The following is a 24,416-nucleotide window of genomic DNA, read 5'->3' as shown; positions in this document are numbered from 1 at the left end:
ACGCTGTGTGAGTACGTACGGGAACCCCCGGGACGCATGGAGGGGGCGAGCGGGGCGAAGGCGAACGGGCAGACGGGGCGGGGCCGTCGGGCACTCGCGGCCGGTCTCCGCCGTTCAACAGGAACGACCAGGGCTGTACCTTCCGGTACTGTCACACAATCATGGCGCTGCGGGGGCAGCGTCGGCAGACGCGAGCGGAGTTGGGGAGCGGATGCAGCAGTACGGGGCGCAACAGCCCGTCCCTTCTCAAGGCTCCCGGCAAGGCTCCGTACCGGACCAGGGGCAGGGCGGCACGCGTTCCCCGCACCACGGCCATCAAGGCCGGATGCCGCAGGCCCCGCAGGCCCCGCAGGCCCCGCAGGCCCCGCAGGCCCCGGGCCAACCGGGCCAACCGCCCCAACCGCAGCCTCCGTCACACCAGCACCAGCAGCACCAGGCGCAGCCACAACCGCCGCAGCAGCACCAACAGCCCCAGCACCAGCCTCAGCACCAGTCGCCGCAGCCCGCCTGGCCGGGCGTCCCCGCGCAGCAGCCGCAGCACGGGGGCCCGCCGCCGAACGGCCCGCGTGCGCAGCCCCCGGCTCCCGCGCCGCCGCCCGTACCGGCACAGCCGCCCGCGCCTCCGGCCCGGCACCCGTCGGCGCCGCCGCCCGTACCCACGGCACCCCCGCAGGCGCCCGGCACCGGACCGGGCCCCAATCCCGGCGGCCCCAACTCCGGCCCTGCACAGGGATACACCGGCGACGGCGACATCCACCCCACCGAATCCACCGGGCACCTCCAGCTCTCCCGAGGCGCCCCCGTCGAGATCCCCACGCCCGACGCCGATCCGGCACAGCTCGACGCGACCCGCGCCGCCGTGGCCGTGCTGCTGATCGGCCCGGCCGGAGCGGGGAAGACCACGGTCGCCCGCTACTGGGCCGACCGACGGGCCGTGCCCACCTCGCACATCAGCCTCGACGACGTACGCGAGTGGGTGCGCTCCGGCTTCGCCGACCCGCAGAGCGGCTGGAACGACCACTCCGAGGCGCAGTACCGGCTGGCGCGCCGCACCTGCGGCTTCGCCGCGCGCAACTTCCTCGCCAACGGCATCTCATGCATCCTCGACGACGCCGTCTTCCCGGACCGCCCCGTCGTCGGGCTCGGCGGCTGGAAGCGCCACGTCGGACCCGGCATGATCCCCGTGGTGCTGCTGCCGGGACTGGAGATCGTGCTGGAACGCAACGCGGCCCGCAGCGGCAACCGCCGCCTCAGCGACGAGGAAGTCGCCCAGATCCACGGCCGTATGGCGGGCTGGTACGGCTCCGGGCTGCCCATCATCGACAACTCACGGCAGGATGTGGCCACCACCGCACGGATGCTCGACGACGTGGTGGCCCGCAGCCTCGCCAGCCCGCCGCGCTGGTGAGCCAGGCCTAGCCCGGCCGTTCCGGCGGAGGCGCGCGTCCGGCAGCCGCCGACCGTCTACGCGAGCACACCCCCGTAGGGGCCCGACGGCACGAGTCTGGTTGTAGCCCGCACGGACCCGCACGGACTGCCGCCGCCCTCGCCCCTCCGTAGGCTCGGGGACATGTCCGAAGTGCATGTGGCTCGCCGCGCCCTGCTCCGTGAGCGCTGCGCCGCGGCTGCGGCCACGGACGCTCCTCCCGACGCCGTACTGGTCACGCGGCCCGCCAACATCCGCTATCTGACCGGCCGTCCGGCGTGCGGCGCCGCCCTGCTGCTGGGCCCCGGCGGCATCGACACACTGCTCGGACCGGCTTCCGCCGACAGCCCGCACCACTACGACTCGGCTCGCGACGACGATCTGCGCACCGGGCGGCTCTCCAACCCGGAGGGCGACACCGCCGTCGCCGCCGCCGATCTGGCCGCCACCGCGGGCGCCCGGCTGCTCGCCGTCGAGGAGCACCACGTGACGGTGGCCCGCTATCGCGGCATGGCCTCCGTCGCCTCGGCCTTGCGGCTGACGGACATCTCGGCTCCCGTCGAGGCACAGCGGGTCATCAAGGACGAGGAGGAGATCTCCGCTCTGAGGACCGCGGCCGAGATCACCGACCAGGCGCTCGGCGAGCTGCTTGAGTCGATCCTCGTGGGCCGCACCGAGCGGCATCTCGCGCTGGAGCTGGAACGCAGGCTCATCGACCACGGCGCGGAGGGCTCCGCCTTCCCCACCTGCGTCGCCACCGGCCGCAACTCCGGTCTCGCCCAGCACCGCCCCACCGACCGGAGAGTGGAGGAGGGCGACTTCCTCTCCGTGCGCCTGGGCGCCCAATACCACGGCTACCGCTGCCAGATCGGCCGTACCTTCGTGATCGGGACGGCACCCGAGGACTGGCAGGTGGAGCTGTACGACCTGGTCTTCGCCGCGCAGCGGGCCGGGCGGGAGGCCCTTACACCCGGCATGGCCTGTAGCGACGTCGACCGCGCCACCCGGCAGGTGCTCAGAGGCGCCGGACATGCCGAGGCGCTGGGCTCCTCGACGGGCCACGGGGTGGGACTGGAAATCGGTGAGGACCCTCGGCTGTCACCTGGGGCCATGGGTAAACTGGACGCTTGTGTGCCGGTCACCATCGAGCCCGGGGTCCACCTTCCGGGCCAGGGCGGTGTCCGGATCGATGACACTCTCGTCGTCCGCCCCGCGGCGGACGGCGGACCCGAGCTACTCACCATCACGACCAAAGAGCTGCTCGCTCTCTAGCTCCTGACGGGGCGACGGAGCCGGAGCGGCCCTCTGGTCTCCGCAGCAGCAGTCTCAGGAGATTCCGCAACCGTGGCATCCACGAACGACCTCAAGAACGGCATGGTGCTCAAGCTCGACGGCGGCCAGCTCTGGTCCGTCGTCGAGTTCCAGCACGTCAAGCCCGGCAAGGGCCCCGCCTTTGTCCGTACGAAGCTGAAGAACGTCATGTCCGGCAAGATCGTCGACAAGACGTTCAACGCGGGCACCAAGGTCGATACGGCCACCGTGGACCGACGCGGGATGCAGTTCTCGTACAAGGACGGCGAGTACTTCGTCTTCATGGACATGGAGACCTACGACCAGATCCACATCACGCCGGAGATCGTCGGCGAGACGGCCAACTATCTGCTGGAGGGCTTCGAGGCGACGGTCGCGATGTACCAGGGCGAGGCGCTCTTCGTGGAGCTTCCCGCCGCGGTCGAGCTGACGATCGAGCACACCGAGCCCGGTGTTCAGGGCGACCGCTCCACCGGCGGCTCCAAGCCCGCCCGCCTGGAGACGGGTTACGAGGTCGGCGTCCCGCTCTTCATCACCACCGGCGAGAAGATCAAGGTCGACACGCGTTCCGGCGAGTACCTCGGCCGGGTGAACGGCTAACCGTGGCAGCCCGTAACAAGGCCCGGAAACGCGCCTTCCAGATCATCTTCGAGGCGGACCAGCGGGACAGTACGCCCACGGCCGTCATGCGGGACTGGATCCGGCACGCCGGGACTGACGAGCGGCAGCCGCCCGTCAGCGAGTACACGATGCAGCTCATCGAGGGCTACTCCGAGAACGCCGAGCGCATCGACGAGTTGATCTCCACGTACTCGGTCGGCTGGACGCTGGACCGCATGCCGGTGGTGGACCGCTGCATCCTGCGGCTGGCGGCCTACGAGCTGATCTGGTCGGAGGAGGTGCCCGAAGCAGTGGTCATCGACGAGGCGCTGGACATCGCGCGGGAGTTCTCCACGGACGAGTCGCCGCCGTTCATCAACGGACTGCTCGGCAGGCTGAAGGACCTGAAGCCGACGCTTCGCCGCTGAAATCCGAGGCCGAAGCCGAAGGTCGGAACGGAAGGCCGGAACGGAAGGCCGGAGACCGAAGCCGAAAGCTGAAAAGCGACCTTGCGCGGGCCCACTGCACGGGCCCGGCAGGGGAAGGGCCGCCGGGCCGTAGGTCTTCGCGGAATTCCTTCGCCCTACCCGCTGTACGAATCCATACGGGGGCGTTCGCCCGATCGTGTGAACGGGCGCCTGCGGCAAGGCATTTGGTGACTGTGCGTCGCTGAATGCTCACGGTCCTCGCCGGGCTACCCGGTTCCCCTCGGTCACTTCGGCAGCGCGAGAGGTGCGGACGCACGGGGATCGCGGACATGAACGAAACCGCCGCCGGTGGTGTGCCCAGGAAAGGGGCACACCACCGGCGGCGGTCTGTGCGGCTGGAGCGGACCTCAGTAGGTCATGCGTCCTCGTGCGCGACGGCACGGCGGGCGTCCGCGTCGAGGACGCCCCAGCTGATGAGCTGCTCCGTCAGCACCGAGGGGGACTGGTCGTAGATGACGGCGAGAGTGCGCAGGTCGTCCTGACGGATGGAGAGGACCTTGCCGTTGTAGTCGCCGCGCTGAGACTGGATGGTGGCCGCGTAGCGCTGGAGGGGGCCCGCCTTCTCCGCCGGCACATGGGCCAGACGCTCCAGGTCGAGCACGAGCTTCGGCGGCGGCTCGGCGGCACCGCCGGGCGTGGTGCCCGGCAGCAGCTCCTGCACCGGAACGCCGTAGAAGTCGGCCAGCTCAGCGAGGCGCTGAACGGTGACGGCGCGGTCCCCGCGCTCGTACGAACCGACCACGACCGCCTTCCAGCGGCCTTGGGACTTCTCCTCGACACCGTGGAGGGAGAGGCCCTGCTGGGTGCGGATGGCACGGAGCTTCGCTCCGAGCTGCTTGGCGTATTCGCTGGACATATCGCTCCCCGCGGACGAGAAAGTGGTAACTCACTGTGAGGTTACGCAGCGTAATGTCTGGCGTCAAGCCGAACGGGGATCAGCTTTGCGAGGTAGAGCGGAATTTGAACTTCCGGCTTGCGTCCGAACGCTTCTCCGAGTAGATCCGGCCGCATGATGGCGCGCTTCGGCCCCCTGGTACCGTTGCGCTGACAGTTCAGACGTCCTTTAAGGCCCGTCCCGTGAGGCGGGGAAGGAGGTCCTTTTCGTATGGACACAGGCATGCCTGCCGAAGACGGCAGCAGGGGCGCGGTCACCGGCCGGCCCGTACTCGAGGCGCCGGACATCGCCCGCGTCCTCACCCGCATCGCACACGAAGTCGTCGAACGCGCCAAGGGCGCCGACGACGTGGTGCTTCTCGGCATCCCCACCCGCGGCGTCTTCCTGGCCCGCCGCCTGGCGGCCAAGCTCGCGGACATCACCGGCAGGCCCGTCCCGCACGGGTCGCTCGACATCACGATGTACCGCGACGACCTCAGGCTCGGCCCCGCCCGCACGCTGGCGCACACCGACATCCCCGCCGACGGGGTCGACGGGCGCCTGGTCGTGCTCGTCGACGACGTCCTCTTCTCCGGGCGCACCATCCGCGCCGCCCTCGACGCCCTCGGCGACATCGGGCGGCCCCGTGCCGTGCAGCTCGCCGTGCTCGTCGACCGCGGACATCGCGAACTGCCCATCCGCGCCGACTACGTCGGCAAGAACCTCCCCACCTCCCTGCGCGAGCAGGTCAGGGTCCAGCTCACCGAGGAGGACGGGCGCGACGGGGTGCTGCTCGGCGCCGTCTCCCCGGACGACCGGCAGCACACCGGCGGGGAGCAGGCCGCTCAGCACGAGCGCTAGCCCGTACGAGGGAATCCGGATCGCCCGGTTTCCCGCACGCCCGAACGGCCGCACGACCAGGCGCCCCGCGCGCACGCGGCCCCCGACATCCGCCCGAGAACCCCGAGCCCCGCCGTGCGACGCGTCGGCACGGGCACGCACGATCCGCCCGCGGATCAGGCCGCCCGCCCACGCCGCCGCCCCGCGCCCGAATACCGCCAAGTGCCGCCGAATACCGCCAAGTCCCGCTCCGCCCAGCCCAGTTCGCCACGCTCACGGACGACCGACCCACGGAAGGCAACGATGAAGCGTCACCTCATCTCGGCCGCCGATCTCACACGCGACGACGCCGTACTCGTACTCGACACCGCCGAGGAGATGGCCCGCGTAGCGGACCGGCCGATCAAGAAGCTGCCGACCCTGCGCGGCCGCACCGTCGTCAATCTCTTCTTCGAGGACTCGACGCGCACCCGGATCTCCTTCGAGGCCGCGGCCAAGCGCCTCTCCGCGGACGTCATCAACTTCTCCGCCAAGGGCTCGTCCGTCTCGAAAGGGGAGTCGCTGAAGGACACCGCGCTCACCCTGGAGGCCATGGGCGCCGACGCCGTCGTCATCCGCCACCACGGGTCCGGGGCGCCGCACCGGCTGGCGACCTCGGGGTGGATCAACGGCTCCGTCGTCAACGCCGGCGACGGCACCCACGAACACCCCACGCAGGCCCTCCTGGACGCGTTCACCATGCGGCGGCGCCTCGCGGGCGGCGAGGGCGACCTCTCGGGGCGGCGGATCACGATCGTCGGGGACGTGCTGCACAGCCGCGTCGCCCGTTCCAACGTCCATCTGCTCAGCACGCTCGGCGCCGAGGTGACGCTCGTGGCACCGCCCACGCTGGTGCCCGTCGGCGTGGGCGGCTGGCCGTGCGAGGTCAGCTACGAACTCGACCCCGTCATCGCCAAGTCCGACGCGGTGATGATGCTGCGCGTACAGCGGGAGCGGATGAACGCGGCGTTCTTCCCGACCGAGCGCGAGTACGCACGCCGCTACGGGCTCGACGGGCAGCGCATGGCGCGGATGCCCGAGCACGCCGTCGTGATGCACCCCGGGCCCATGAACCGCGGCATGGAGATCACCGCCGAGGTCGCCGACTCGCCCCGCTGCACGGCCGTCGAGCAGGTCACCAACGGCGTCAGCATCCGCATGGCCGTGCTCTATCTGCTGCTCGGCGGCGCCGAACCGGCCGTCTCCGGCTCGCCGTCCGCGCACAGCGAGACGGTCCCCGAAGCCTCCACCGAAGCCGCCCGCACCGAGGAGAACGACTGAACATGGCAGGCACGAACAGCACCAACGGCAGGACGCTGCTGCGCGGGGCCCGCGTACTGGGCGGGGAGCCCGTCGACGTACTGATCGACGGGGAGAAGATCCGCGAGGTCGGCGGCGGTCTCGACGGCACCGGCGCCGAGGTGGTCGACGCAGGCGGCCGGATCCTGCTGCCCGGCCTCGTCGATCTCCACACCCACCTCCGGGAGCCCGGACGTGAGGACTCCGAGACCGTGCTCACCGGGACCAGGGCCGCCGCCAGGGGCGGGTTCACCGCCGTGCACGCCATGGCCAACACCTTCCCGGTCGCCGACACCGCGGGCGTCGTGGAGCAGGTGTGGCGGCTGGGCCGCGAGTCCGGCTACTGCGACGTCCAGCCCGTTGGCGCCGTCACCGTCGGGCTGGAGGGCAAGAAGCTCGCAGAACTCGGCGCGATGCACGACTCCGCCGCGGCGGTGCGGGTCTTCTCCGACGACGGCAAGTGCGTCGACGACGCCGTGATCATGCGGCGCGCGCTGGAGTACGTGAAGGCCTTCGACGGCGTCGTCGCCCAGCACGCGCAGGAGCCCAGGCTGACCGAGGGCGCCCAGATGAACGAGGGCACCGTCTCCGCCGCACTCGGCCTCGGCGGCTGGCCCGCCGTCGCCGAGGAGTCGATCATCGCCCGCGACGTGCTGCTCGCCGCACACGTCGGCTCCCGGCTGCACATCTGCCATCTGTCGACGGCCGGTTCCGTCGAACTGGTCCGCTGGGCCAAGTCGAAGGGCTGGAACGTCACCGCGGAGGTCACCCCGCACCATCTGCTGCTCACCGACGAACTCGTACGCTCCTACGACCCCGTGTACAAGGTGAACCCTCCGCTGCGCACCGAGGCCGACGTACTGGCCCTGCGGGAGGCCCTCGCGGACGGCACGATCGACTGCGTAGCGACCGACCACGCCCCGCACCCGCACGAGGACAAGGACTGCGAGTGGGGTGCCGCGGCCATGGGGATGCTCGGCCTGGAGACGGCGCTGCCGGTGCTCCAGCACACGATGGTCGACACCGGGCTTCTGGACTGGGCGGGCATCGCCGAGCGGATGTCGCACCGTCCTGCCGCGATCGGCCGCCTCGACGGCCAGGGCCGCCCCGTCGCCGCAGGTGAGCCCGCGAATCTGCTGCTCGTGGACCCGGACTACCGTGGGACGGTGGACCCCGCGGGCTTCGCCTCCCGCAGCCGCAACACCCCCTACGAGGGCAGGGAGCTGCCGGGACGCGTCACCCACACATGGCTGCGGGGACGGCCCACACTCGTCGACGGGAAACTGGCGTGATCGCACAATCTCTCGCTGTCCTGGCACAGGGCCCGGCCGCGGACCTGGCACGGGAGCCCCGGTCCCAGGAGGTCACCGACTGGGCGGCCCGCATCGGCTGGGTCGTCGGACTGCTGATCTTCGTGGCGCTGCTGTACTGGCTGATGCGGCAGGGCTGGAAGTGGCGCGGCACCCTCCAGGGCGACCTGCCCGAACCCCCGCCGCTCCCCTCGCCGGAGGAGACCGGCGAGGCCCGGCTGCACGCGGCCGGCCGGTACCACGGCTCCACCTCGGCGGGCCAGTGGCTGGACCGGATCGTCGCCCACGGCCTCGGCACCCGAAGCCGCGCGGAGATCACCCTCACCGGGCATGGAGTCCACGTCGTACGGCCCGGGGCGCGGGACTTCCTCATCCCGGCCGGGCAGTTGCGCGGCGCACGCCTGGACAAGGGCATCGCGGGCAAGGTCCTCACCGAGGGCGGCCTGCTGGTGATCACCTGGCGGCTCGGCGACCGCACCCTCGACTCCGGCTTCCGCCTCGACCGCGCCGCCGAACACCCGTCGTGGGTCGCGCGGATCGAGGCGATGACATCGGGCGACAGCGGCGTCGCCGTATCGAACCACCCCGCAGCCACCCCTGAGAGGGACACATGATGACGAGCAACGACCGGCCGGGCGCCGTGAGTCCGGCCGGAGCCGTGACCACCGCCGGCTCCGCCGGCTCCACCGGCTCCGTCGGTTCCGCCGTACTCGTGCTGGAGGACGGACGCAGCTTCCGGGGACGTGCCTACGGGGCGGTGGGGGAGACGTTCGGGGAAGCCGTCTTCAACACCGGGATGACCGGCTATCAGGAGACGCTCACCGACCCCTCCTACCACCGTCAGGTCGTCGTGATGACCGCCCCGCACATCGGCAACACCGGCGTCAACGACGAGGACCCGGAGTCCGGCCGTATCTGGGTCGCCGGATACGTCGTACGCGACCCGGCACGCAGGCCCTCCAACTGGCGCTCCGTACGCACCCTCGACGAGGAGCTGGCGGCGCAGGGCGTCGTCGGCATCAGCGGCGTCGACACCCGGGCGCTCACCCGGCATCTGCGCGAGCGCGGTGCGATGCGTGCCGGGATCTTCTCCGGGGAGGCCGCCTCCGCGGATGCGGCGGCCCTGCTTCAGCGGGTGCGTTCGGCTCCGGCGATGAAGGGCGCCGACCTGTGCGGCGAGGTGGCCACGCGCGAGCCGTACGTGGTGCCCGCGCACGGCGCCAGGCGCTTCACCGTCGCCGCCGTGGACCTCGGCATCAAGGGCATGACGCCGCACCGCATGGCCGAGCGCGGCATAGAGGTCCATGTGCTGCCCGCGGACGCCACCGCCGAGGACGTCTACGCGGTCGGGCAGCACGGCCCGGACGGGGTGTTCTTCTCCAACGGTCCCGGCGACCCGGCCGCCGCGGGGCATCCCGTGGAGCTGATGCGGGCGGTGCTGGAGCGCGGTACGCCGCTGTTCGGCATCTGCTTCGGCAACCAGATCCTCGGACGGGCGCTGGGCTTCGGCACGTTCAAGCTCAAGTACGGCCATCGCGGCGTCAACCAGCCCGTGCAGGACCGCGCGACCGGAAAGGTCGAAGTCACCGCGCACAACCACGGGTTCGCCGTCGACGCGCCGCTGGACACCGTCACGGACACCCCGTACGGCCGCGCCGAGGTCTCCCACGTGTGCCTCAACGACGGTGTCGTGGAGGGTCTGCGGCTGCTGGACCGGCCGGCCTTCAGTGTCCAGTACCACCCGGAGGCGGCGGCCGGGCCGCACGACGCCGCCTATCTCTTCGACCGCTTCACGGCGCTCATGGAAGACCAGCGGCAGCACAGGCAACAGCACAGCACGAACGCGCACTTGGAGGACCGGCGTGCCTAAGCGCACCGACATCGAGTCCGTTCTGGTGATCGGCTCCGGTCCGATCGTCATCGGCCAGGCGGCCGAGTTCGACTACTCCGGCACCCAGGCATGCCGGGTGCTCAAGGCCGAGGGCCTGCGGGTGATCCTCGTCAACTCCAACCCGGCGACGATCATGACGGACCCGGAGATCGCCGACGCCACATATGTCGAGCCGATCACCCCGGAGTTCGTGGAGAAGATCATCGCCAAGGAGCGGCCGGACGCCCTGCTGCCGACGCTCGGCGGCCAGACGGCACTCAACACGGCGATCTCCCTGCACGAGTCCGGCACTCTCGCCGAGTACGGCGTCGAACTGATCGGCGCCAACGTGGAGGCCATCAACAAGGGCGAGGACCGCGACAAGTTCAAGGAGGTCGTCGAGGCGGTGCGCGAACGCATCGGCCACGGCTCCTCCGCCCGCTCGGTCATCTGCCACTCCATGGACGAGGTCCTCGCCGGCGTCGAAGGGCTCGGCGGCTACCCCGTGGTCGTACGGCCCTCGTTCACGATGGGCGGCGCGGGCTCCGGTTTCGCGCACGACGAGGAGGAGTTGCGGCGCATCGCCGGGCAGGGCCTGGCCCTGTCGCCCACGAGCGAGGTGCTGCTGGAGGAGTCGATCCTCGGGTGGAAGGAGTACGAGCTGGAGCTGATGCGCGACAAGCACGACAACGTCGTGGTCGTCTGCTCCATCGAGAACTTCGACCCGATGGGCGTGCACACCGGGGACTCGATCACCGTGGCCCCCGCGATGACGCTGACCGACCGCGAGTACCAGATCCTGCGGGACATCGGCATCGCCGTGATCCGCGAGGTCGGAGTCGACACCGGCGGCTGCAACATCCAGTTCGCCGTCGACCCCGCCGACGGACGGGTCGTCGTGATCGAGATGAACCCCCGGGTCTCGCGCTCCTCGGCGCTCGCCTCCAAGGCCACCGGCTTCCCCATCGCCAAGATCGCCGCGAAGCTCGCCGTGGGCTACACCCTCGACGAGATCCCCAACGACATCACCGAGGAGACCCCCGCCTCCTTCGAGCCGACGCTGGACTACGTGGTGGTCAAGGCGCCCCGTTTCGCGTTCGAGAAGTTCCCGGCCGCGGACGACACCCTCACCACCACCATGAAGTCCGTCGGGGAGGCCATGGCCATCGGCCGCAACTTCCCCGAGGCGCTCAACAAGGCGCTGCGGTCGCTGGAGAAGAAGGGCAGCCAGTTCGACTTCACCGGCCCGCCCGGGGAGAAGGCCGCACTGCTGAAGCAGGCCGCACGCCCCACCGACGGGCGGATCAACACCGTCATGGCGGCGATCCGCGCCGGGGCCACCCAGGAGGAGGTCTTCGACGCCACGAAGATCGACCCCTGGTTCACCGACCAGCTCTTCCTCATCCACGAAGTGGCCGAAGAGCTGGCCGCCGCAAGGGAGTTGAGCCCCGAGCTGCTGGCCACGGCGAAACGGTACGGCTTCTCCGACGCGCAGATCGCGGCCGTACGCTCGCTGCGCGAGGACGTCGTACGAGAGGTGCGGCACGCGCTGGGAATCCGCCCCGTATACAAGACAGTCGACACCTGCGCGGCCGAATTCGCCGCCCGTACGCCCTACTTCTACTCCTCCTACGACGAGGAGAGCGAGGTCGCAGCGCGCGAAAAGCCCGCCGTGATCATCCTCGGCTCCGGGCCCAACCGCATCGGCCAGGGCATCGAGTTCGACTACTCCTGCGTCCACGCCTCCTTCGCCCTGCGCGCTGCGCCGACTCCTGAGGGCGGGTACGAGACCGTGATGGTCAACTGCAACCCGGAGACCGTCTCCACCGACTACGACACCTCCGACCGGCTCTACTTCGAGCCGCTCACCCTTGAGGACGTACTGGAGATCGTCCACGCCGAACAGGCCGCGGGCCCCGTCGCGGGCGTCGTCGTACAGCTCGGCGGCCAGACCCCGCTCGGGCTGGCGCAGGCGCTGAAGGAGGCGGGCGTGCCGATCGTGGGCACTCCGCCCGAGGCGATCAACCTCGCCGAGGAGCGCGGCGCCTTCGGACGAGTACTGGAGGAGGCCGGGCTCCCGGCGCCCAAGTACGGCACGGCCTACTCCTTCGAGCAGGCCAAGGACATCGCCGCCGGCATCAACTACCCGGTGATGGTGCGCCCTTCGTACGTACTGGGCGGACGCGGCATGGAGATCGTCTACGACGAGGAGTCACTGGCCGCCTATCTGGAGCGCCACGCGGGCCTGATCTCCGAACACCCGGTGCTCATCGACCGCTTCCTCGACGACGCCATCGAGATCGACGTCGACGCCCTCTACGACGGCCGGGAGCTGTATCTCGGCGGCGTGATGGAGCACATCGAGGAGGCGGGCATCCACTCCGGCGACTCCGCCTGCGCGCTGCCGCCCATCACCCTCGGCGGTCACGACATCAAGCGGCTGCGCGCCTCGACCGAGGCCATCGCAAGGGGAGTCGGGGTGCGCGGGCTGATCAACATCCAGTTCGCCATGTCCGGGGACATCCTCTACGTGCTGGAGGCCAACCCGCGTGCCTCCCGCACCGTCCCGTTCACCTCCAAGGCGACGGCCGTGCCCCTGGCGAAGGCCGCCGCCCGCATCTCGCTGGGCGCCACCGTCGGGGAGCTGCGCGCCGAGGGCATGCTCCCTGCCGCCGGCGACGGCGGCGATCTGCCGCTGGACGCTCCGATCTCCGTGAAGGAGGCAGTGCTTCCGTGGAACCGCTTCCGTGACGTGCAGGGGCACGGCGTGGACACCGTGCTCGGCCCGGAGATGCGTTCCACCGGTGAAGTCATGGGCATCGACGCGGTGTTCGGCACCTCCTACGCCAAGTCGCAGGCCGCCGCGTACGGTGCGCTGCCGACGAAGGGCCGGGCGTTCGTCTCCGTCGCCAACCGCGACAAGCGCTCGCTGATCTTCCCGGCACGCGAACTGGCCGCCATGGGCTTCGAGTTGCTGGCCACCTCCGGCACCGCCGAGGTCCTCAAGCGCAACGGCATCAACGCCACCGTCGTACGCAAGCACAGCCAGGGCCCGGGACCCTCCGGCGAGCCCACCGTCGTCCAGCTCATCCACGACGGGCACATCGACCTCATCGTCAACACCCCCTGGGGCACCGGCGGTCGCCTCGACGGCTACGACATCCGTACCGCCGCCGTGACGCGTTCGGTGCCGTGCCTCACCACCGTCCAGGCGCTCGCCGCCGCGGTCCAGGGGATCGAGGCGATGGCGCGCGGCGAGGTCGGGGTGCGTTCCCTTCAGGACCACGCCGACCACCTCACCGCCGCCCGTGGGTCGGGGTGAGCGGACCGGGCCGGGGTGAGCGGGCCCTGCCCCGCCGCCCCGGCCCGCGCCCACGTACCGCCCGTACCGCCGCACCGCCCGTACCGCCGCACCGCCCGTACCGCCGACTGCCCGACTCAGCCCGAGTTCCGCCGACTTCCCGTACGTACGCACATGAAGGCACGCCCCGCATGTATCCCCTGCTCTTCAAGACCGTCCTCGCGCGGATGGACCCGGAGAAGGCCCACCGGCTGGCCTTCGCCCTGATCCGCGCGGCCGCGCGACTGCCCCTGGCGCGGACGCTGGTCGCCGCCCGATTCGCCCCGCGCCACGAGGAGTTGACGGTCGACGCCCTGGGACTGCGCATGCCGGGGCCGTTCGGTCTTGCCGCGGGCTTCGACAAGAACGCGGACGGCATCGACGGCCTGGCGCTCCTCGGCTTCTCCCACATCGAGACCGGCACCGTCACCGGGCAGCCGCAGCCCGGCAATCCGCCGAAGCGCCTCTTCCGGCTCGTGCCGGACCGGGCGCTGATCAACCGCATGGGGTTCAACAACGACGGTTCCGCCGCCGTCGCCTCCCGGCTCGCGGCCCGCGCCGCCCGCCGGAGCGGCAGGGCTGACGGACCCGTGGTCGGCGTCAACATCGGCAAGACCAAGGCCGTCCCCGAGGAGGAGGCCGTAGCCGACTACGTGACCTCCACCCGGCGCCTCGCCCCGTACGCCGACTACCTCGTCGTCAACGTCTCCTCGCCCAACACCCCCGGGCTGCGCGCCTTCCAGGCCACCGAGGCGCTGCGGCCGCTGCTGCGCGCCGTGCGCGAGGCAGCGGACGAGACGGTCACCGAGCGCCGCGTACCGCTGCTGGTGAAGATCGCACCCGACCTCGCCGACGAGGACGTGGACGCCGTCGCCGACCTCGCCGTCGAACTCGGCCTGGACGGCGTCATCGCCACCAACACCACCGTCGCCCGCGAAGGACTCGGCCTGACCGCCGGACCCTCCCTCACCTCGGAGACCGGCGGCCTCTCCGGAGCCCCGCTGCGCGAGCGGTCGCTGGAGGTGCTGCGGCGCCTCTACGCGAGGGTGGGCGGCCGGATCACCCTCGTCGGCGTCGGCGGGATCACCACCGCCGACGACGCATGGCAGCGCATCCTCGCGGGCGCCACCCTCGTACAGGGCTACAGCGCTTTCGTCTACGAGGGCCCCGGCTGGGCCCGCCGAATTCACCGGGGGCTGGCGGCACGACTCGCGGCCAGCCCCTACGAGACCCTCGCCGACGCCGTCGGTGCGGCACACGGAGAGGCAGAGGCGGCATGAGCACCGCGAACCCCGGCACGGAACCCTTCGGCGCACGGCTGCGACGGGCCATGGACACCCGTGGCCCGCTGTGCGTCGGCATCGACCCGCACTCGTCGCTGCTGGCCGCCTGGGGACTGGGCGACGACGTGGCCGGACTCGAACGGTTCGCCCGCACCGTGGTGGAGGCCCTGGCGGACCGAGTCGCCGCGTTCAAGCCGCAGTCCGCGTTCTTCGAACGGTTCGGCTCGCGCGGCGTCGCCGTACTGGAGCGTGCCGTCGCCGAAGCACGCGCCGCCGGGGCGCTGGTGGTCATGGACGCCAAGCGCGGCGACATCGGCTCGACCATGGCCGCCTACGCCGATGCCTTCCTCGACCCTTCCTCTCCTCTCTTCTCGGATGCGCTGACGGTCAGCCCGTATCTGGGATTCGGGTCGCTGCGCCCCGCGTTGGACCGTGCGCGCGCCGAGGGCTGCGGCCTCTTCGTCCTCGCTCTGACCTCCAACCCGGAAGGTGCCGAAGTGCAGCACGCGGTACGGGAGGACGGCCGCAGCGTCGCCGCGACCGTGCTGGCGCATCTCGCCGAGGAGAACCGGGGAGAGCGGCCGTTGGGCTCCTTCGGCGCGGTCGTGGGCGCCACCCTCGGTGCCGCTCTCGGGGGGAGTGAGGAAAGCGCACAGGGCAATGCACACGGTGAAGGCCGGGGCGCCCCGCCCGTCGGCCTCGACATCAACGGCCCGCTGCTCGCGCCGGGGATCGGCGCCCAGGGCGCCACGGCCGCAGATCTTCCACGGGTGTTCGGCGAGGCGGCGGGCAACGTTCTGCCCAGCATCAGCAGGGGAGTGCTGCAACACGGACCGTCGGCGCGGGCGCTGCGCGACGCCGCGGCCCGGGAGGCGGAACAGCTCGCGGGCGCCGTCGCGCGCCACCCCGCAGATCGATGAGCCCCCTTATGTAATGGCCCCTCCCGGAGGGCCCGTTGCGTATCGGGCGGGCCGTCGGGAAGGAGCGGCATGGAGAGCCACGAGCAGCCGCGTCGCGAACTGTCCGTTACGCGACGAACACCCGGTGAAAGCGCCTTCGTGCAGAGGCCGGATCTGGCCCGCCGCACGCCCGTTCCACGCCCCCGGCGACTGGACACGACTGCGCTTCTCGCAGGGCCTCGTACCGCCTCCGTACCTGCGGCGATACGGCGTTGAAACCCCGACGCCGGTGAAAAAACGCGCAGTTGACCAAAAAACTGGTGCCGTTTTGCCCCCGTATGTACCGATCGACTTGAGTCTGACCTGGACTTTTCCGCAGTTCTCGCTGACTCAGGCGCTGTCGCCCGCTAGTCTCCGTCGGGAGCAGCGTGAACAGGCGCGTTGCTCGCACGGCTCCGCGCCTTGCGGGGCCACGAGGTTCCTCACCGAATCCATTTCCGACAGTTCTAACTGAGGTGACGTAGGCGTGGCTCTTCCGCCCCTTACCCCTGAACAGCGCGCAGCCGCGCTCGAAAAGGCCGCCGCGGCTCGCCGGGAGCGCGCCGAGGTCAAGAACCGGCTGAAGCACTCCGGCGCGACCCTGCACGATGTGATCAAACAGGGCCAGGAGAACGACGTCATCGGCAAGATGAAGGTCAGCGCTCTCCTGGAAAGCCTGCCCGGCGTCGGCAAGGTCCGCGCCAAGCAGATCATGGAGCGTCTGGGGATCTCCGAAAGCCGCCGTGTGCGCGGCCTCGGGTCCAACCAGATCGCCGCCCTGGAGCGGGAGTTCGGCGGCGCGTCCGCCTGACCCGTACCACACGGCACCGTGGGCCTCCGGCCTGCGGTGCCGTGGTGGCAAGGCACTGCCGAGAACCGGGATAATCGCTGCATGAGTACAGCAGCCCCCCGGGGGGCCACCCCCGAACCTCCCGCCGGCACGCCGCGGCTGACCGTGCTCTCCGGCCCTTCGGGCGTCGGCAAGAGCACGGTCATCGCGCATCTGCGCAAGGTCCATCCCGAGGTCTGGCTGTCGGTGTCCGCCACGACGCGCAGGCCGCGTCCCGGCGAAGTGCACGGAGTGCAGTACTTCTTCGTGGACGACGAGGAGTTCGACAAGCTGGTCGCCAACGGCGAGCTGCTGGAGTGGGCCGAGTTCGCGGGCAACCGCTACGGGACACCGCGCGGCGCCGTACTGGAGCATCTGGAGCGCGGCGAGCCCGTACTGCTGGAGATCGACCTCCAGGGGGCGCGGCTGGTGAAGCAGGCGATGCCCTCCGCACGGCTCGTCTTCCTCGCACCGCCGAGCTGGCAGGAGCTGGTGCGCCGCCTCACCGGGCGCGGTACGGAAGCTCCCGAAGTGATCGACCGCCGCCTCGCGGTGGCCCGCACGGAGCTGGCCGCGGAGGAGGAGTTCGACACCACCCTTGTCAATACCTCGGTCGAGGACGTCAGCGCCGAGCTGCTAGCCTTGATGCGGATCGCTTGATTCTTCGATCTTTTCCGACCTTCACAAACCCTCCGGAAGGCAGAGCGTGTCCTCTTCCATCTCCACGCCCGAGGGCATCATCAACCCGCCGATTGATGAGCTGCTCGAAGCCACCGACTCGAAGTACAGCCTGGTGATCTACGCCGCCAAGCGCGCGCGCCAGATCAACGCGTACTACTCGCAGCTCGGTGAGGGCCTCCTCGAGTACGTGGGCCCGCTGGTCGACACCCACGTCCACGAGAAGCCGCTCTCGATCGCTCTCCGCGAGATCAACGCGGGGCTGCTGACCTCCGAGGCCGTCGACGTGCCGGTCACGCAGTAGGCGGCAAGGCTTTCACGGGCCCGGCAGCGCGGCTGCCGGGCCCGTGGTGTGTCATGTGTGGGTACGCGGAGAGGCAGAGCAGGCCGGCGGCCCGCACCGGCGGGCGTGGCGTGGGGAGAGGCGAGCGATGGAGCAGCGCCAGCACGAGCGGCCCAGGGTCGTACTGGGAGTCACCGGCGGCATCGCCGCCTACAAGGCGTGCGAGCTGCTGCGCCGCCTGACCGAGAGCGGTCATGAGACCCGGGTGGTGCCCACGGACTCCGCGCTGCACTTCGTCGGCGCCGCCACCTTCGCGGCTCTCTCCGGGCAGCCGGTGGCCACCGACGTGTGGGACTCGGTCCACGAGGTCCCGCATGTGCGGATCGGGCAGTCCGCCGACCTCGTCGTCGTCGCGCCCGCTACCGCGGACGTACTCGCCAAGGCCGCGCACGGCCTGGCCGACGACCTCCTCACCAACACCCTTCTCACCGCGCGATGTCCGGTGGTCTTCGCCCCCGCGATGCACACCGAGATGTGGGAGCACCCCGCCACTCAGGAGAACGTGGCCACGCTGCGCCGCCGCGGCTGCCTCGTCGTCGAGCCCGCCGTCGGCCGCCTCACCGGCACCGACACCGGCAAGGGCCGCTTTCCCGACCCCGAGGGCCTCTTCGAGCTGTGCAAGCGTGTGCTGGCGCGAACGAACGCCGAGGTCCCGGCCGACCTCGCCGGGCGGCATGTGGTGGTCAGCGCGGGCGGCACGCGTGAACCGCTCGACCCCGTCCGGTACTTGGGCAACCGCTCCTCCGGGAAACAGGGTTACGCGCTTGCCTGTACGGCGGCGGCACGCGGCGCCCGCGTCACCCTGGTCGCCGCGAACAGCGCGCTGCCCGACCCCGCGGGTGTGGACGTCGTACCCGTGGAGTCGGCCGTACAGCTTCGCGAGGCGGTGCTCAAGGCCGCCGCGGACGCCGACGCCGTCGTGATGGCCGCGGCCGTCGCCGACTTCCGTCCCGCCGTCTACGCCCCTGCGAAGATCAAGAAAAAATCCGGTGCCGAACCGGAACCGCTTGCTCTCGTGCGTAATCCGGACATCCTCGCCGAACTCTCCACGGATCGCCCCCGCGCGGGCCAGATCGTCGTCGGCTTCGCCGCCGAGACCGACGACGTACTCGCCAACGGCCGCACCAAGCTCGCCCGCAAACGGTGCGACCTCCTCGTCGTGAACGAGGTGGGGGAGACGAAGACTTTCGGCGCGGAGGAGAACGAGGCGGTGGTGCTCGGCGCGGACGGCAGCGAGACCCCGGTGCCGCACGGCCCCAAAGAGGCGCTCTCGGACACGGTTTGGGACCTGGTCGTGCTGCGTTTCCCCTGACGGGGGCCGCGTTCTCCCCGGCCGGGAAAGCTCTTCGGCAACCGCCCGGAACGAACGGTTCCGGGCGGCCCGGCTTGTGTGGTATGTCACGAGACGGCCGCTGTCCCGCGAAGCCGTCAAGGGCGCCCCGGGACCCTCCCGGAGCGGGGTTACGCAGGTCACGCTGGTGTCGAACTTCGAGACGACGTGATTGGATGCGGCCGTAGATGGATAAACTGGCGGCGGACCGTGCTTGGGGCTCCTGCTCGAGTGACTGCTTGAGCAAGTGCTCGAACACAGCCCCCGACGGTCCGCCCATTGATAGCCAGCAGCCGCTGCAACCCCAGGGAGCGATGTGTCCCGCCGTCTGTTCACCTCGGAATCTGTGACCGAGGGTCACCCTGACAAGATTGCTGACCAGATCAGCGACACGATCCTCGACGCGCTGCTCAAGGAGGACCCGCACTCGCGGGTCGCCGTCGAGACACTGATCACCACCGGCCTCGTCCACGTCGCCGGTGAAGTGACCACCAAGGCCTACGCACCCATCTCCTCACTGGTGCGCAACAAGATCCTGGAGATCGGCTACGACTCCTCGAAGAAGGGCTTCGACGGAGCCTCCTGCGGCGTCTCGGAGTCGATCGGCGCGCAGTCCCCTGACATCGCGCAGGGCGTCGACACCGCGTACGAGAACCGTGTCGAGGGCGACGAGGACGAACTCGACAAGCAGGGCGCGGGCGACCAGGGCCTGATGTTCGGCTACGCCTGTGACGAGACCGCCGAGTACATGCCGCTCCCGGTGCAGCTCGCGCACCGCCTCTCCGAGCGCCTGTCCGACGTGCGGAAGAACGGCACGATCCCCTACCTGCGCCCCGACGGCAAGACGCAGGTCACCATCGAGTACGAGGGCGACAAGGCCGTCCGTCTCGACACCGTCGTCGTCTCCTCGCAGCACGCCGCGGACATTGACCTCGACTCGCTGCTCGCCCCGGACATCCGCGAGTACGTCGTGGAGCCCGAGCTGAAGCGCCTCGTCGAGGAGGACGGCGTGAAGCTCGACACCAGCGGCTACCGGCTGCTGGTCAACCCCACCGGCCGCTTCGAGATCGGCGGCCCGATGGGCGACGCCGGCCTGACCGGCCGGAAGATCATCGTCGACACCTACGGCGGCATGGCCCGTCACGGCGGCGGCGCCTTCTCCGGCAAGGACCCGTCCAAGGTCGACCGCTCGGCGGCGTACGCGATGCGCTGGGTCGCCAAGAACGTCGTGGCCGCGGAGCTGGCCACCCGCTGCGAGGTCCAGGTCGCCTACGCGATCGGCAAGGCCGAGCCGGTGGGCGTCTTCGTCGAGACCTTCGGCACGGCCGCCATCGACGTCGAGAAGATCGAGCAGGCCATCGGCGAGGTCTTCGACCTCCGCCCGGCCGCGATCATCCGCGACCTCGACCTGCTGCGCCCGATCTACGCCCAGACCGCGGCGTACGGCCACTTCGGCCGTGAGCTGCCGGACTTCACCTGGGAGCGCACGGACCGCGTCGACGCGCTGCGCAAGGCCGCCGGGCTGTAACCGGCGAACCTGCCTACGGCGCGAGAAGCGCCGCACCGGCACGACCGCGCACGGACTCATGGGCCCGGCCGCCCCTCAGGGGGTGGCCGGGCCTCGTCGTGTGCGGGTCAGGCGGGGGCTGGGGCGTCTGGCGGAGGGTCGCCGTCCGTGCTGTCGCCGTGGCCCTCTGCGGCGGCCCCTTCGGCCTTGTCTCCGTCGTCGCCGTCGACAGCCGTAGCGAAGCGCTCACGAAGGTCATCGACTGCCGCCCCTCGGCCGATCGTCGTGGCCGCATCGGCGAAGATGTGGCGCAGAGCTCCGGCGTCGGCATGCTCCGCGGGTACGCCCATGGATTCCAGCAGGGCGTCGAAGCGGTCGCCCGTCGTGGGCGACTCTGAAGGCGCCTCTGTGCCGTCGGCGTGGCCGAAGCCGTTCTCCGCGTTGGCGAAGAGCCCATGTGCGCTCCCTGGGGCCCCTGCGCCGTTGCCCGCGATGTTCTCGTATTGGACGCCGTAGGCGCTCGGGCCCGCCTGGGACTCCGGATCCGGGTAGGGGACCATGTGCCGGTAGCGCGCGGGCACGTCCCGGTCGTTGGCGGCCGAGGAGAGCTGGGCCAGCGGTCCGATCTCGTCGACCGCCTGCCGGACCTGATCGTCGTGTTTCGCGAGCCACCACACGACGGCGCTTCCAGTGTCCTTGAGGACGTCCTTGCCCAGGTACTCGCGCCTGTCGCACTCGTACTTGCGCTCGTGCGTCCAGACTTCTTCTTCCTTGCGTACGGTGGCCAGCCGCTCCAGCCGCGTCGCGTCGGCATCCGAGAGTCTCAGGCTGATGCTCTCCGCCATGGCGAGCACTCGGCCCGAGGAGTCCTCGCGCATCGTGCCCAACTCACCGGACAGCTCGTGCTGCGTGAGCGAGGCCCGGTGCGGCGGATGCGCGGCGGTCACATTGCGTGCTCGCTCGAGTACGGCACGCACGGCCAGGCCTGCAAGGCTGACTGCGGGAGCTCCGGCGGGGGCGTCCAGGGGACACCAGCGCACCGTGGCGGAGAAGTGGAAGTCGTAGTCCGGTACCGAAGTCGGCAACGAGACGTCCGCGACTACCTGTTCACGCCGTTCCGGGGGCGGTATCGGTAGGTCGGGTTCGAGGCTGAACTCCCGGTCCAGCGGGTCGGGCGGCGGCGCGGTCGCCCGGATGAGCAGGACCGAGGTGACGATGATCAGCAGACCCAGGACCGGCCACAGCCACAGGGGCCAATGGGTCACCAAACCGACGATGACCAGAAGCAGTTCGCCGATCACACTGACGAAGACAACGACCGTCTTGCGTCCGGAGCTCATGTCCGGAACCTCCTGAGGCATGAGTCGGTACGTGCGTGAGTCAGCACGTGTAGTTGGACGAGTGGATAACGAGTCCGGCGGTGGCCTGGCTCCAGAGAGCATCGGCCACGCGCAGGCGGGCGCCGTCGGTGCCGGCCCAGCCGTAGGCGGCGTCATGAACCGCTCCGAGCGTGGAGCCGTCACGCGCGCAGGCTTGGGCCAGCACGGAGACGATGGGGCTCACGGGGCCTGCACGCGACGCGGCGTGGTCCAGCCAGGAGTGGAGAGTCGGCCTCAACTCCGCCCCGCCCCGACTGCTGAGCGCTGCGGCCCAGAGTTCGGTCAACCGCGCTTGTCCGACGGCGTGTTCGAGCAGCCGGCCCGGGTCGGCTACGTCCAGGAAGGTGCCGATGTCCTGACTGCCCTTCCCTTCGAAGTCGGCGCGTACACGGTCGAGTAGACGGTCCAGCAGGTGCCCGTAGAGGTGATCGTCGGAGTCGGTGATGCGTGTGAGGGCTTCGCGTGCGATCTTCCGGACCTGCGGATCGGCGCTGTGGGAGACGTGATGGAGCCGGACCAGGGCCTGTTGAGGGAAGTCGACGGAAAGAGCCTCGGAACAGACGCCGATGAGCACGCTCGCGCGGCCACGGGGCAGACTCCCGTCCCGGGACCACTTGTAGATCTCGCGCCTGAAGTGACTACCGTGGCGGGGATGTATCACGCCCTCACCGAGGGCCCGTGCGGCCATCGACAACTGCGCTTGCGTCGCCGATTCCTTGGTCCACTGCTCTGCCAGGGCGGTCAACTGCTCCGGGAGGCCCGTACGAAGGCACAGGTGGGCGTATCGCTGTACCAGTCCCAGAATGTCTTCGCGTTCGACGTGAGGAAACAGGGCGGCTCCGCGGACCCAGGAGGTCAACTCATCGCGCAACTGCGGAAAGTTGTCCCAGAAGTAGGAACGCACGGCATCGGCGAACGTGGTCGTGTCGAACCGTACTCGTCCCCAATCCCCTTCCGCCGATGCCTGGATCCGTTTCAACCGGGCGGCGAGCGGCTGATGTTGCAGTGGCGGTGCGTGTTCCACAGGGTGATTCGTGAGCTTCAGCAGCCTGTTGGCGGCTCCATAGATCGCCTGGGACGACGCGCCTTCCAGGAAAGCCACGGAAAGGAGAAGGGCTCGTTCAGGGCCCGTCTGGTCGGCTATCAGTTTGTCCACATCGGCGTCCTTCGGCCGCATCGCCGAAAGAGCCGTGTCCAGCCAGCTCTTGAAGTGGGTGCCCTTGGAAGTGCTACGCGCGCTGCATACGTGACGTGCCAGTTCGGAGATCTCGCCCATTGAGGAACTTGCGAGGAAGGCGGACAGTTCGCCGACCGCCAGGTCCTCACTGTCGGGACGAATGCCGCCGTCTACCAGCAAGTGGCGGCGGAGCACATCGCTCTCCCTGGGACGCTGGATCTCTACGACCAGATCGGCCAGTTCCTCGCTGAGGAGGTCCCTGTGTTCCGGAGACAGTACGACCGCAAGTCGTGCTGCCTTCTCACGCACAGTCACGCGTAACGAGGAGAGATCCTGCATGAGGACCGGATATCGATCCCTTCTGGCGCGCGTCAGGTCGAGTAGATGCGGTGCTCCGTCCTTGACGTGCTCGGGATTCAGAGCCTGGCTGCTGCCGCCTTCCTCTTCCGACTGATCCAGCAGCTCAACAAAGCGCTCCTGGCCATGAGGCAACTCCCACAGGAGGATCTTGGCCGCGCTTCGGGCCCCGCACCCGGGGTCGGCCGCAAGAAGCGCGACGTGGCTACGTTCCAGCAATCGCCTGCCCTCGTTCAGACCGCCGGGATCGACGAAGCGCTGCTTCAGATGACGAACGGCGTCACCGGCGACGAGTCGCGGGGGGCGCTCCGGTTTTTCGCGGACCGCGTCACGGATATCCGGGTAGTAGTGGTTGTGCTGGTCACCGGTGCCGGAGTGGAACGGACCGCCCGATTCGCCGACGTACGTACTGGCCTTCACGACTGATCCCGCTTGCGCCGTCCGGAGCCGCCGAAGTCCTGATTCACGCCACCGTGGTTGACACCGCCGTGATTGTCCCCGGAGATGAATGTCGCGCCGTCGCCGCCGGACTGATGGTGGTTGTGCTGGTCCCCTGTCCCGCTGTGTATCGGGCCGGTGGAGTTGCCGATATGCGTCGTTGTGATGCCGCCGGAGACGTCGCGAGTCTGAAAGAACGGACCTTCTCCGCCATTGATCTCGGCATCGTTGTGTACGCCTCCGTCGGCAAGCGGGGACGATTCACGTTCCTTCTCGGTGAGGCCGGGCACGAGATCGGTCAACGCATCGCCGATCCGGGCCAGATCGGTGGGTGCCTGCTGAGGGTCGTACCGAAGGGACTGCGCGTAGGCGAGCCGGGCCAGCGGGCGTGGCAGGGCGGACGCGTCCAGCCGCTCCATGTGCCTTCCGAGGAGCACCGGGATGACCGGCAAGCCGCGAGCGAATGCTCCGAGGATCTCTTTGCGCACCCAGTCGTCCTCGTTTTCGAGTGCCCTTCGGCCGGGATGCTGCCTGTCCGGTGCTTCCAGCCAGCCGGGCCCGATGAGTGCCAGCAGGGCGCCGCACGCGTGTAATCCGGCCAGCAGGGAGTCGGGATAGGACTGGCTGGGCTTGATGGACTCGCTGGCGCGGAATGCGGTGCCGTCGCCGAATCGCTGGTTGAGTTCCAGCGCGATCGTTGCGGCTGCCTGATCTCCGTCGTTGGTGCGGTAGTTGATGAAGACCTCGGGCATGTCGTCTC

General features: G+C 70.0%; 21 protein-coding genes. 17 read left to right on the top strand and 4 right to left on the bottom strand.

From position 1 onward, the window contains the following. Window positions 1-325: 325 nt before the first annotated feature. The 4 genes from MMA15_RS01670 (at window position 326) to nusB (ending at window position 3,765) form a co-directional block, all read left to right on the top strand. Window positions 326-1,408, top strand: coding sequence for an AAA family ATPase (locus MMA15_RS01670; RefSeq protein WP_241057154.1), 1,083 nt, complete (start codon window positions 326-328; stop codon window positions 1,406-1,408). 162 nt (window positions 1,409-1,570) lie between these two features. Further along, window positions 1,571-2,698 (top strand): aminopeptidase P family protein, encoded by a 1,128-nt coding sequence (locus MMA15_RS01665; protein ID WP_241057153.1) that lies wholly within the window; start codon window positions 1,571-1,573, stop codon window positions 2,696-2,698. A gap of 72 nt (window positions 2,699-2,770) precedes the next feature. After that, window positions 2,771-3,337 (top strand): elongation factor P, encoded by a 567-nt coding sequence (gene efp, locus MMA15_RS01660; protein ID WP_241057152.1) that lies wholly within the window; start codon window positions 2,771-2,773, stop codon window positions 3,335-3,337. Between the two features lie 2 nt (window positions 3,338-3,339). Then, the gene (gene nusB / locus MMA15_RS01655; RefSeq protein WP_241057151.1) at window positions 3,340-3,765 is read left to right on the top strand and encodes a transcription antitermination factor NusB; all 426 of its coding nucleotides are present in this window, start codon (window positions 3,340-3,342) and stop codon (window positions 3,763-3,765) included. Window positions 3,766-4,180: 415 nt separating this feature from the next. Here the strand turns inward: nusB and bldD are convergent, their stop codons facing one another. Continuing rightward, a complete protein-coding gene (gene bldD / locus MMA15_RS01650) occupies window positions 4,181-4,681 on the bottom strand; it encodes a transcriptional regulator BldD (protein ID WP_028431622.1) in 501 nt (166 codons plus the stop codon). A 249-nt stretch (window positions 4,682-4,930) separates the two neighbouring features. Between bldD and pyrR the strand changes: the two genes are divergently transcribed. The 13 genes from pyrR to metK all read left to right on the top strand — a co-directional run bounded on the left by pyrR (window position 4,931) and on the right by metK (window position 20,326). After that, window positions 4,931-5,560, top strand: a complete 630-nt coding sequence (gene pyrR / locus MMA15_RS01645; protein ID WP_277399987.1) for a bifunctional pyr operon transcriptional regulator/uracil phosphoribosyltransferase PyrR — start codon at window positions 4,931-4,933, stop codon at window positions 5,558-5,560. 282 nt (window positions 5,561-5,842) lie between these two features. Then, window positions 5,843-6,859: an aspartate carbamoyltransferase catalytic subunit gene (locus MMA15_RS01640; RefSeq protein WP_241057150.1), complete on the top strand. Its 1,017-nt coding sequence runs from the start codon at window positions 5,843-5,845 to the stop codon at window positions 6,857-6,859. A 2-nt stretch (window positions 6,860-6,861) separates the two neighbouring features. Then, window positions 6,862-8,169 (top strand): dihydroorotase, encoded by a 1,308-nt coding sequence (locus MMA15_RS01635; RefSeq protein WP_241057149.1) that lies wholly within the window; start codon window positions 6,862-6,864, stop codon window positions 8,167-8,169. After that, window positions 8,166-8,801: a PH-like domain-containing protein gene (locus tag MMA15_RS01630; protein WP_372498161.1), complete on the top strand. Its 636-nt coding sequence runs from the start codon at window positions 8,166-8,168 to the stop codon at window positions 8,799-8,801. The genes MMA15_RS01635 and MMA15_RS01630 overlap by 4 nt, the downstream gene beginning before the upstream one ends. After that, entirely contained in the window at window positions 8,801-10,057 is a 1,257-nt protein-coding gene (gene carA / locus MMA15_RS01625) for a glutamine-hydrolyzing carbamoyl-phosphate synthase small subunit (protein WP_241057148.1), read from the top strand. Before MMA15_RS01630 ends, carA begins: the two co-directional genes overlap by 1 nt. Further along, window positions 10,050-13,379 (top strand): carbamoyl-phosphate synthase large subunit, encoded by a 3,330-nt coding sequence (gene carB, locus MMA15_RS01620; RefSeq protein WP_241057147.1) that lies wholly within the window; start codon window positions 10,050-10,052, stop codon window positions 13,377-13,379. The genes carA and carB overlap by 8 nt, the downstream gene beginning before the upstream one ends. Before the next feature lie 170 nt (window positions 13,380-13,549). Further along, on the top strand, window positions 13,550-14,677 hold the full coding sequence (locus tag MMA15_RS01615) for a quinone-dependent dihydroorotate dehydrogenase (protein WP_241057146.1): 1,128 nt from the start codon (window positions 13,550-13,552) through the stop codon (window positions 14,675-14,677). Continuing rightward, a complete protein-coding gene (pyrF, locus tag MMA15_RS01610; RefSeq protein WP_241057145.1) occupies window positions 14,674-15,600 on the top strand; it encodes an orotidine-5'-phosphate decarboxylase in 927 nt (308 codons plus the stop codon). Before MMA15_RS01615 ends, pyrF begins: the two co-directional genes overlap by 4 nt. A 505-nt stretch (window positions 15,601-16,105) precedes the next feature. Then, a complete protein-coding gene (gene mihF, locus MMA15_RS01605; RefSeq protein WP_028431629.1) occupies window positions 16,106-16,429 on the top strand; it encodes an integration host factor, actinobacterial type in 324 nt (107 codons plus the stop codon). Between the two features lie 81 nt (window positions 16,430-16,510). After that, a complete protein-coding gene (gene gmk, locus MMA15_RS01600; protein ID WP_241057144.1) occupies window positions 16,511-17,107 on the top strand; it encodes a guanylate kinase in 597 nt (198 codons plus the stop codon). Between the two features lie 46 nt (window positions 17,108-17,153). Continuing rightward, a complete protein-coding gene (gene rpoZ, locus MMA15_RS01595) occupies window positions 17,154-17,429 on the top strand; it encodes a DNA-directed RNA polymerase subunit omega (RefSeq protein ID WP_028431631.1) in 276 nt (91 codons plus the stop codon). Window positions 17,430-17,556: 127 nt separating this feature from the next. Next, a complete protein-coding gene (gene coaBC / locus MMA15_RS01590; RefSeq protein WP_241057143.1) occupies window positions 17,557-18,780 on the top strand; it encodes a bifunctional phosphopantothenoylcysteine decarboxylase/phosphopantothenate--cysteine ligase CoaBC in 1,224 nt (407 codons plus the stop codon). 334 nt (window positions 18,781-19,114) lie between these two features. After that, window positions 19,115-20,326: a methionine adenosyltransferase gene (metK, locus tag MMA15_RS01585; RefSeq protein WP_241057142.1), complete on the top strand. Its 1,212-nt coding sequence runs from the start codon at window positions 19,115-19,117 to the stop codon at window positions 20,324-20,326. 107 nt (window positions 20,327-20,433) lie between these two features. Here the strand turns inward: metK and MMA15_RS01580 are convergent, their stop codons facing one another. The 3 genes from MMA15_RS01580 to MMA15_RS01570 are packed head-to-tail and all read right to left on the bottom strand — an operon-like array spanning window position 20,434 to window position 24,408. Further along, the gene (locus MMA15_RS01580) at window positions 20,434-21,645 is read right to left on the bottom strand and encodes a hypothetical protein (RefSeq protein WP_241057141.1); all 1,212 of its coding nucleotides are present in this window, start codon (window positions 21,643-21,645) and stop codon (window positions 20,434-20,436) included. A gap of 40 nt (window positions 21,646-21,685) precedes the next feature. Next, a complete protein-coding gene (locus MMA15_RS01575) occupies window positions 21,686-23,638 on the bottom strand; it encodes a hypothetical protein (RefSeq protein ID WP_241057140.1) in 1,953 nt (650 codons plus the stop codon). Beyond that, a complete protein-coding gene (locus MMA15_RS01570) occupies window positions 23,635-24,408 on the bottom strand; it encodes a TIR domain-containing protein (protein WP_241057139.1) in 774 nt (257 codons plus the stop codon). Before MMA15_RS01570 ends, MMA15_RS01575 begins: the two co-directional genes overlap by 4 nt. Window positions 24,409-24,416: the final 8 nt, after the last annotated feature.

The organism is Streptomyces marispadix (assembly GCF_022524345.1).
Taxonomy (GTDB): Bacteria; Actinomycetota; Actinomycetes; order Streptomycetales; family Streptomycetaceae; genus Streptomyces; species Streptomyces marispadix.
This window is presented reverse-complemented; position numbering and strand designations above follow the sequence as displayed.

Bases quoted from the DNA above. Each gene is read 5' to 3' on its own strand.
- MMA15_RS01670 (WP_241057154.1), top strand. From the start codon at position 326: ATGCCGCAGGCCCCGCAGGCCCCGCAGGCCCCGCAGGCCCCGCAGGCC.
- MMA15_RS01665 (WP_241057153.1), top strand. From the start codon at position 1,571: ATGTCCGAAGTGCATGTGGCTCGCCGCGCCCTGCTCCGTGAGCGCTGC.
- bldD (WP_028431622.1), bottom strand. From the start codon at position 4,681: ATGTCCAGCGAATACGCCAAGCAGCTCGGAGCGAAGCTCCGTGCCATC.
- pyrR (WP_277399987.1), top strand. From the start codon at position 4,931: ATGGACACAGGCATGCCTGCCGAAGACGGCAGCAGGGGCGCGGTCACC.
- MMA15_RS01640 (WP_241057150.1), top strand. From the start codon at position 5,843: ATGAAGCGTCACCTCATCTCGGCCGCCGATCTCACACGCGACGACGCC.
- MMA15_RS01635 (WP_241057149.1), top strand. From the start codon at position 6,862: ATGGCAGGCACGAACAGCACCAACGGCAGGACGCTGCTGCGCGGGGCC.
- carA (WP_241057148.1), top strand. From the start codon at position 8,801: ATGACGAGCAACGACCGGCCGGGCGCCGTGAGTCCGGCCGGAGCCGTG.
- MMA15_RS01615 (WP_241057146.1), top strand. From the start codon at position 13,550: ATGTATCCCCTGCTCTTCAAGACCGTCCTCGCGCGGATGGACCCGGAG.
- pyrF (WP_241057145.1), top strand. From the start codon at position 14,674: ATGAGCACCGCGAACCCCGGCACGGAACCCTTCGGCGCACGGCTGCGA.
- gmk (WP_241057144.1), top strand. From the start codon at position 16,511: ATGAGTACAGCAGCCCCCCGGGGGGCCACCCCCGAACCTCCCGCCGGC.
- coaBC (WP_241057143.1), top strand. From the start codon at position 17,557: ATGGAGCAGCGCCAGCACGAGCGGCCCAGGGTCGTACTGGGAGTCACC.
- MMA15_RS01580 (WP_241057141.1), bottom strand. From the start codon at position 21,645: ATGAGCTCCGGACGCAAGACGGTCGTTGTCTTCGTCAGTGTGATCGGC.
- MMA15_RS01570 (WP_241057139.1), bottom strand. From the start codon at position 24,408: ATGCCCGAGGTCTTCATCAACTACCGCACCAACGACGGAGATCAGGCA.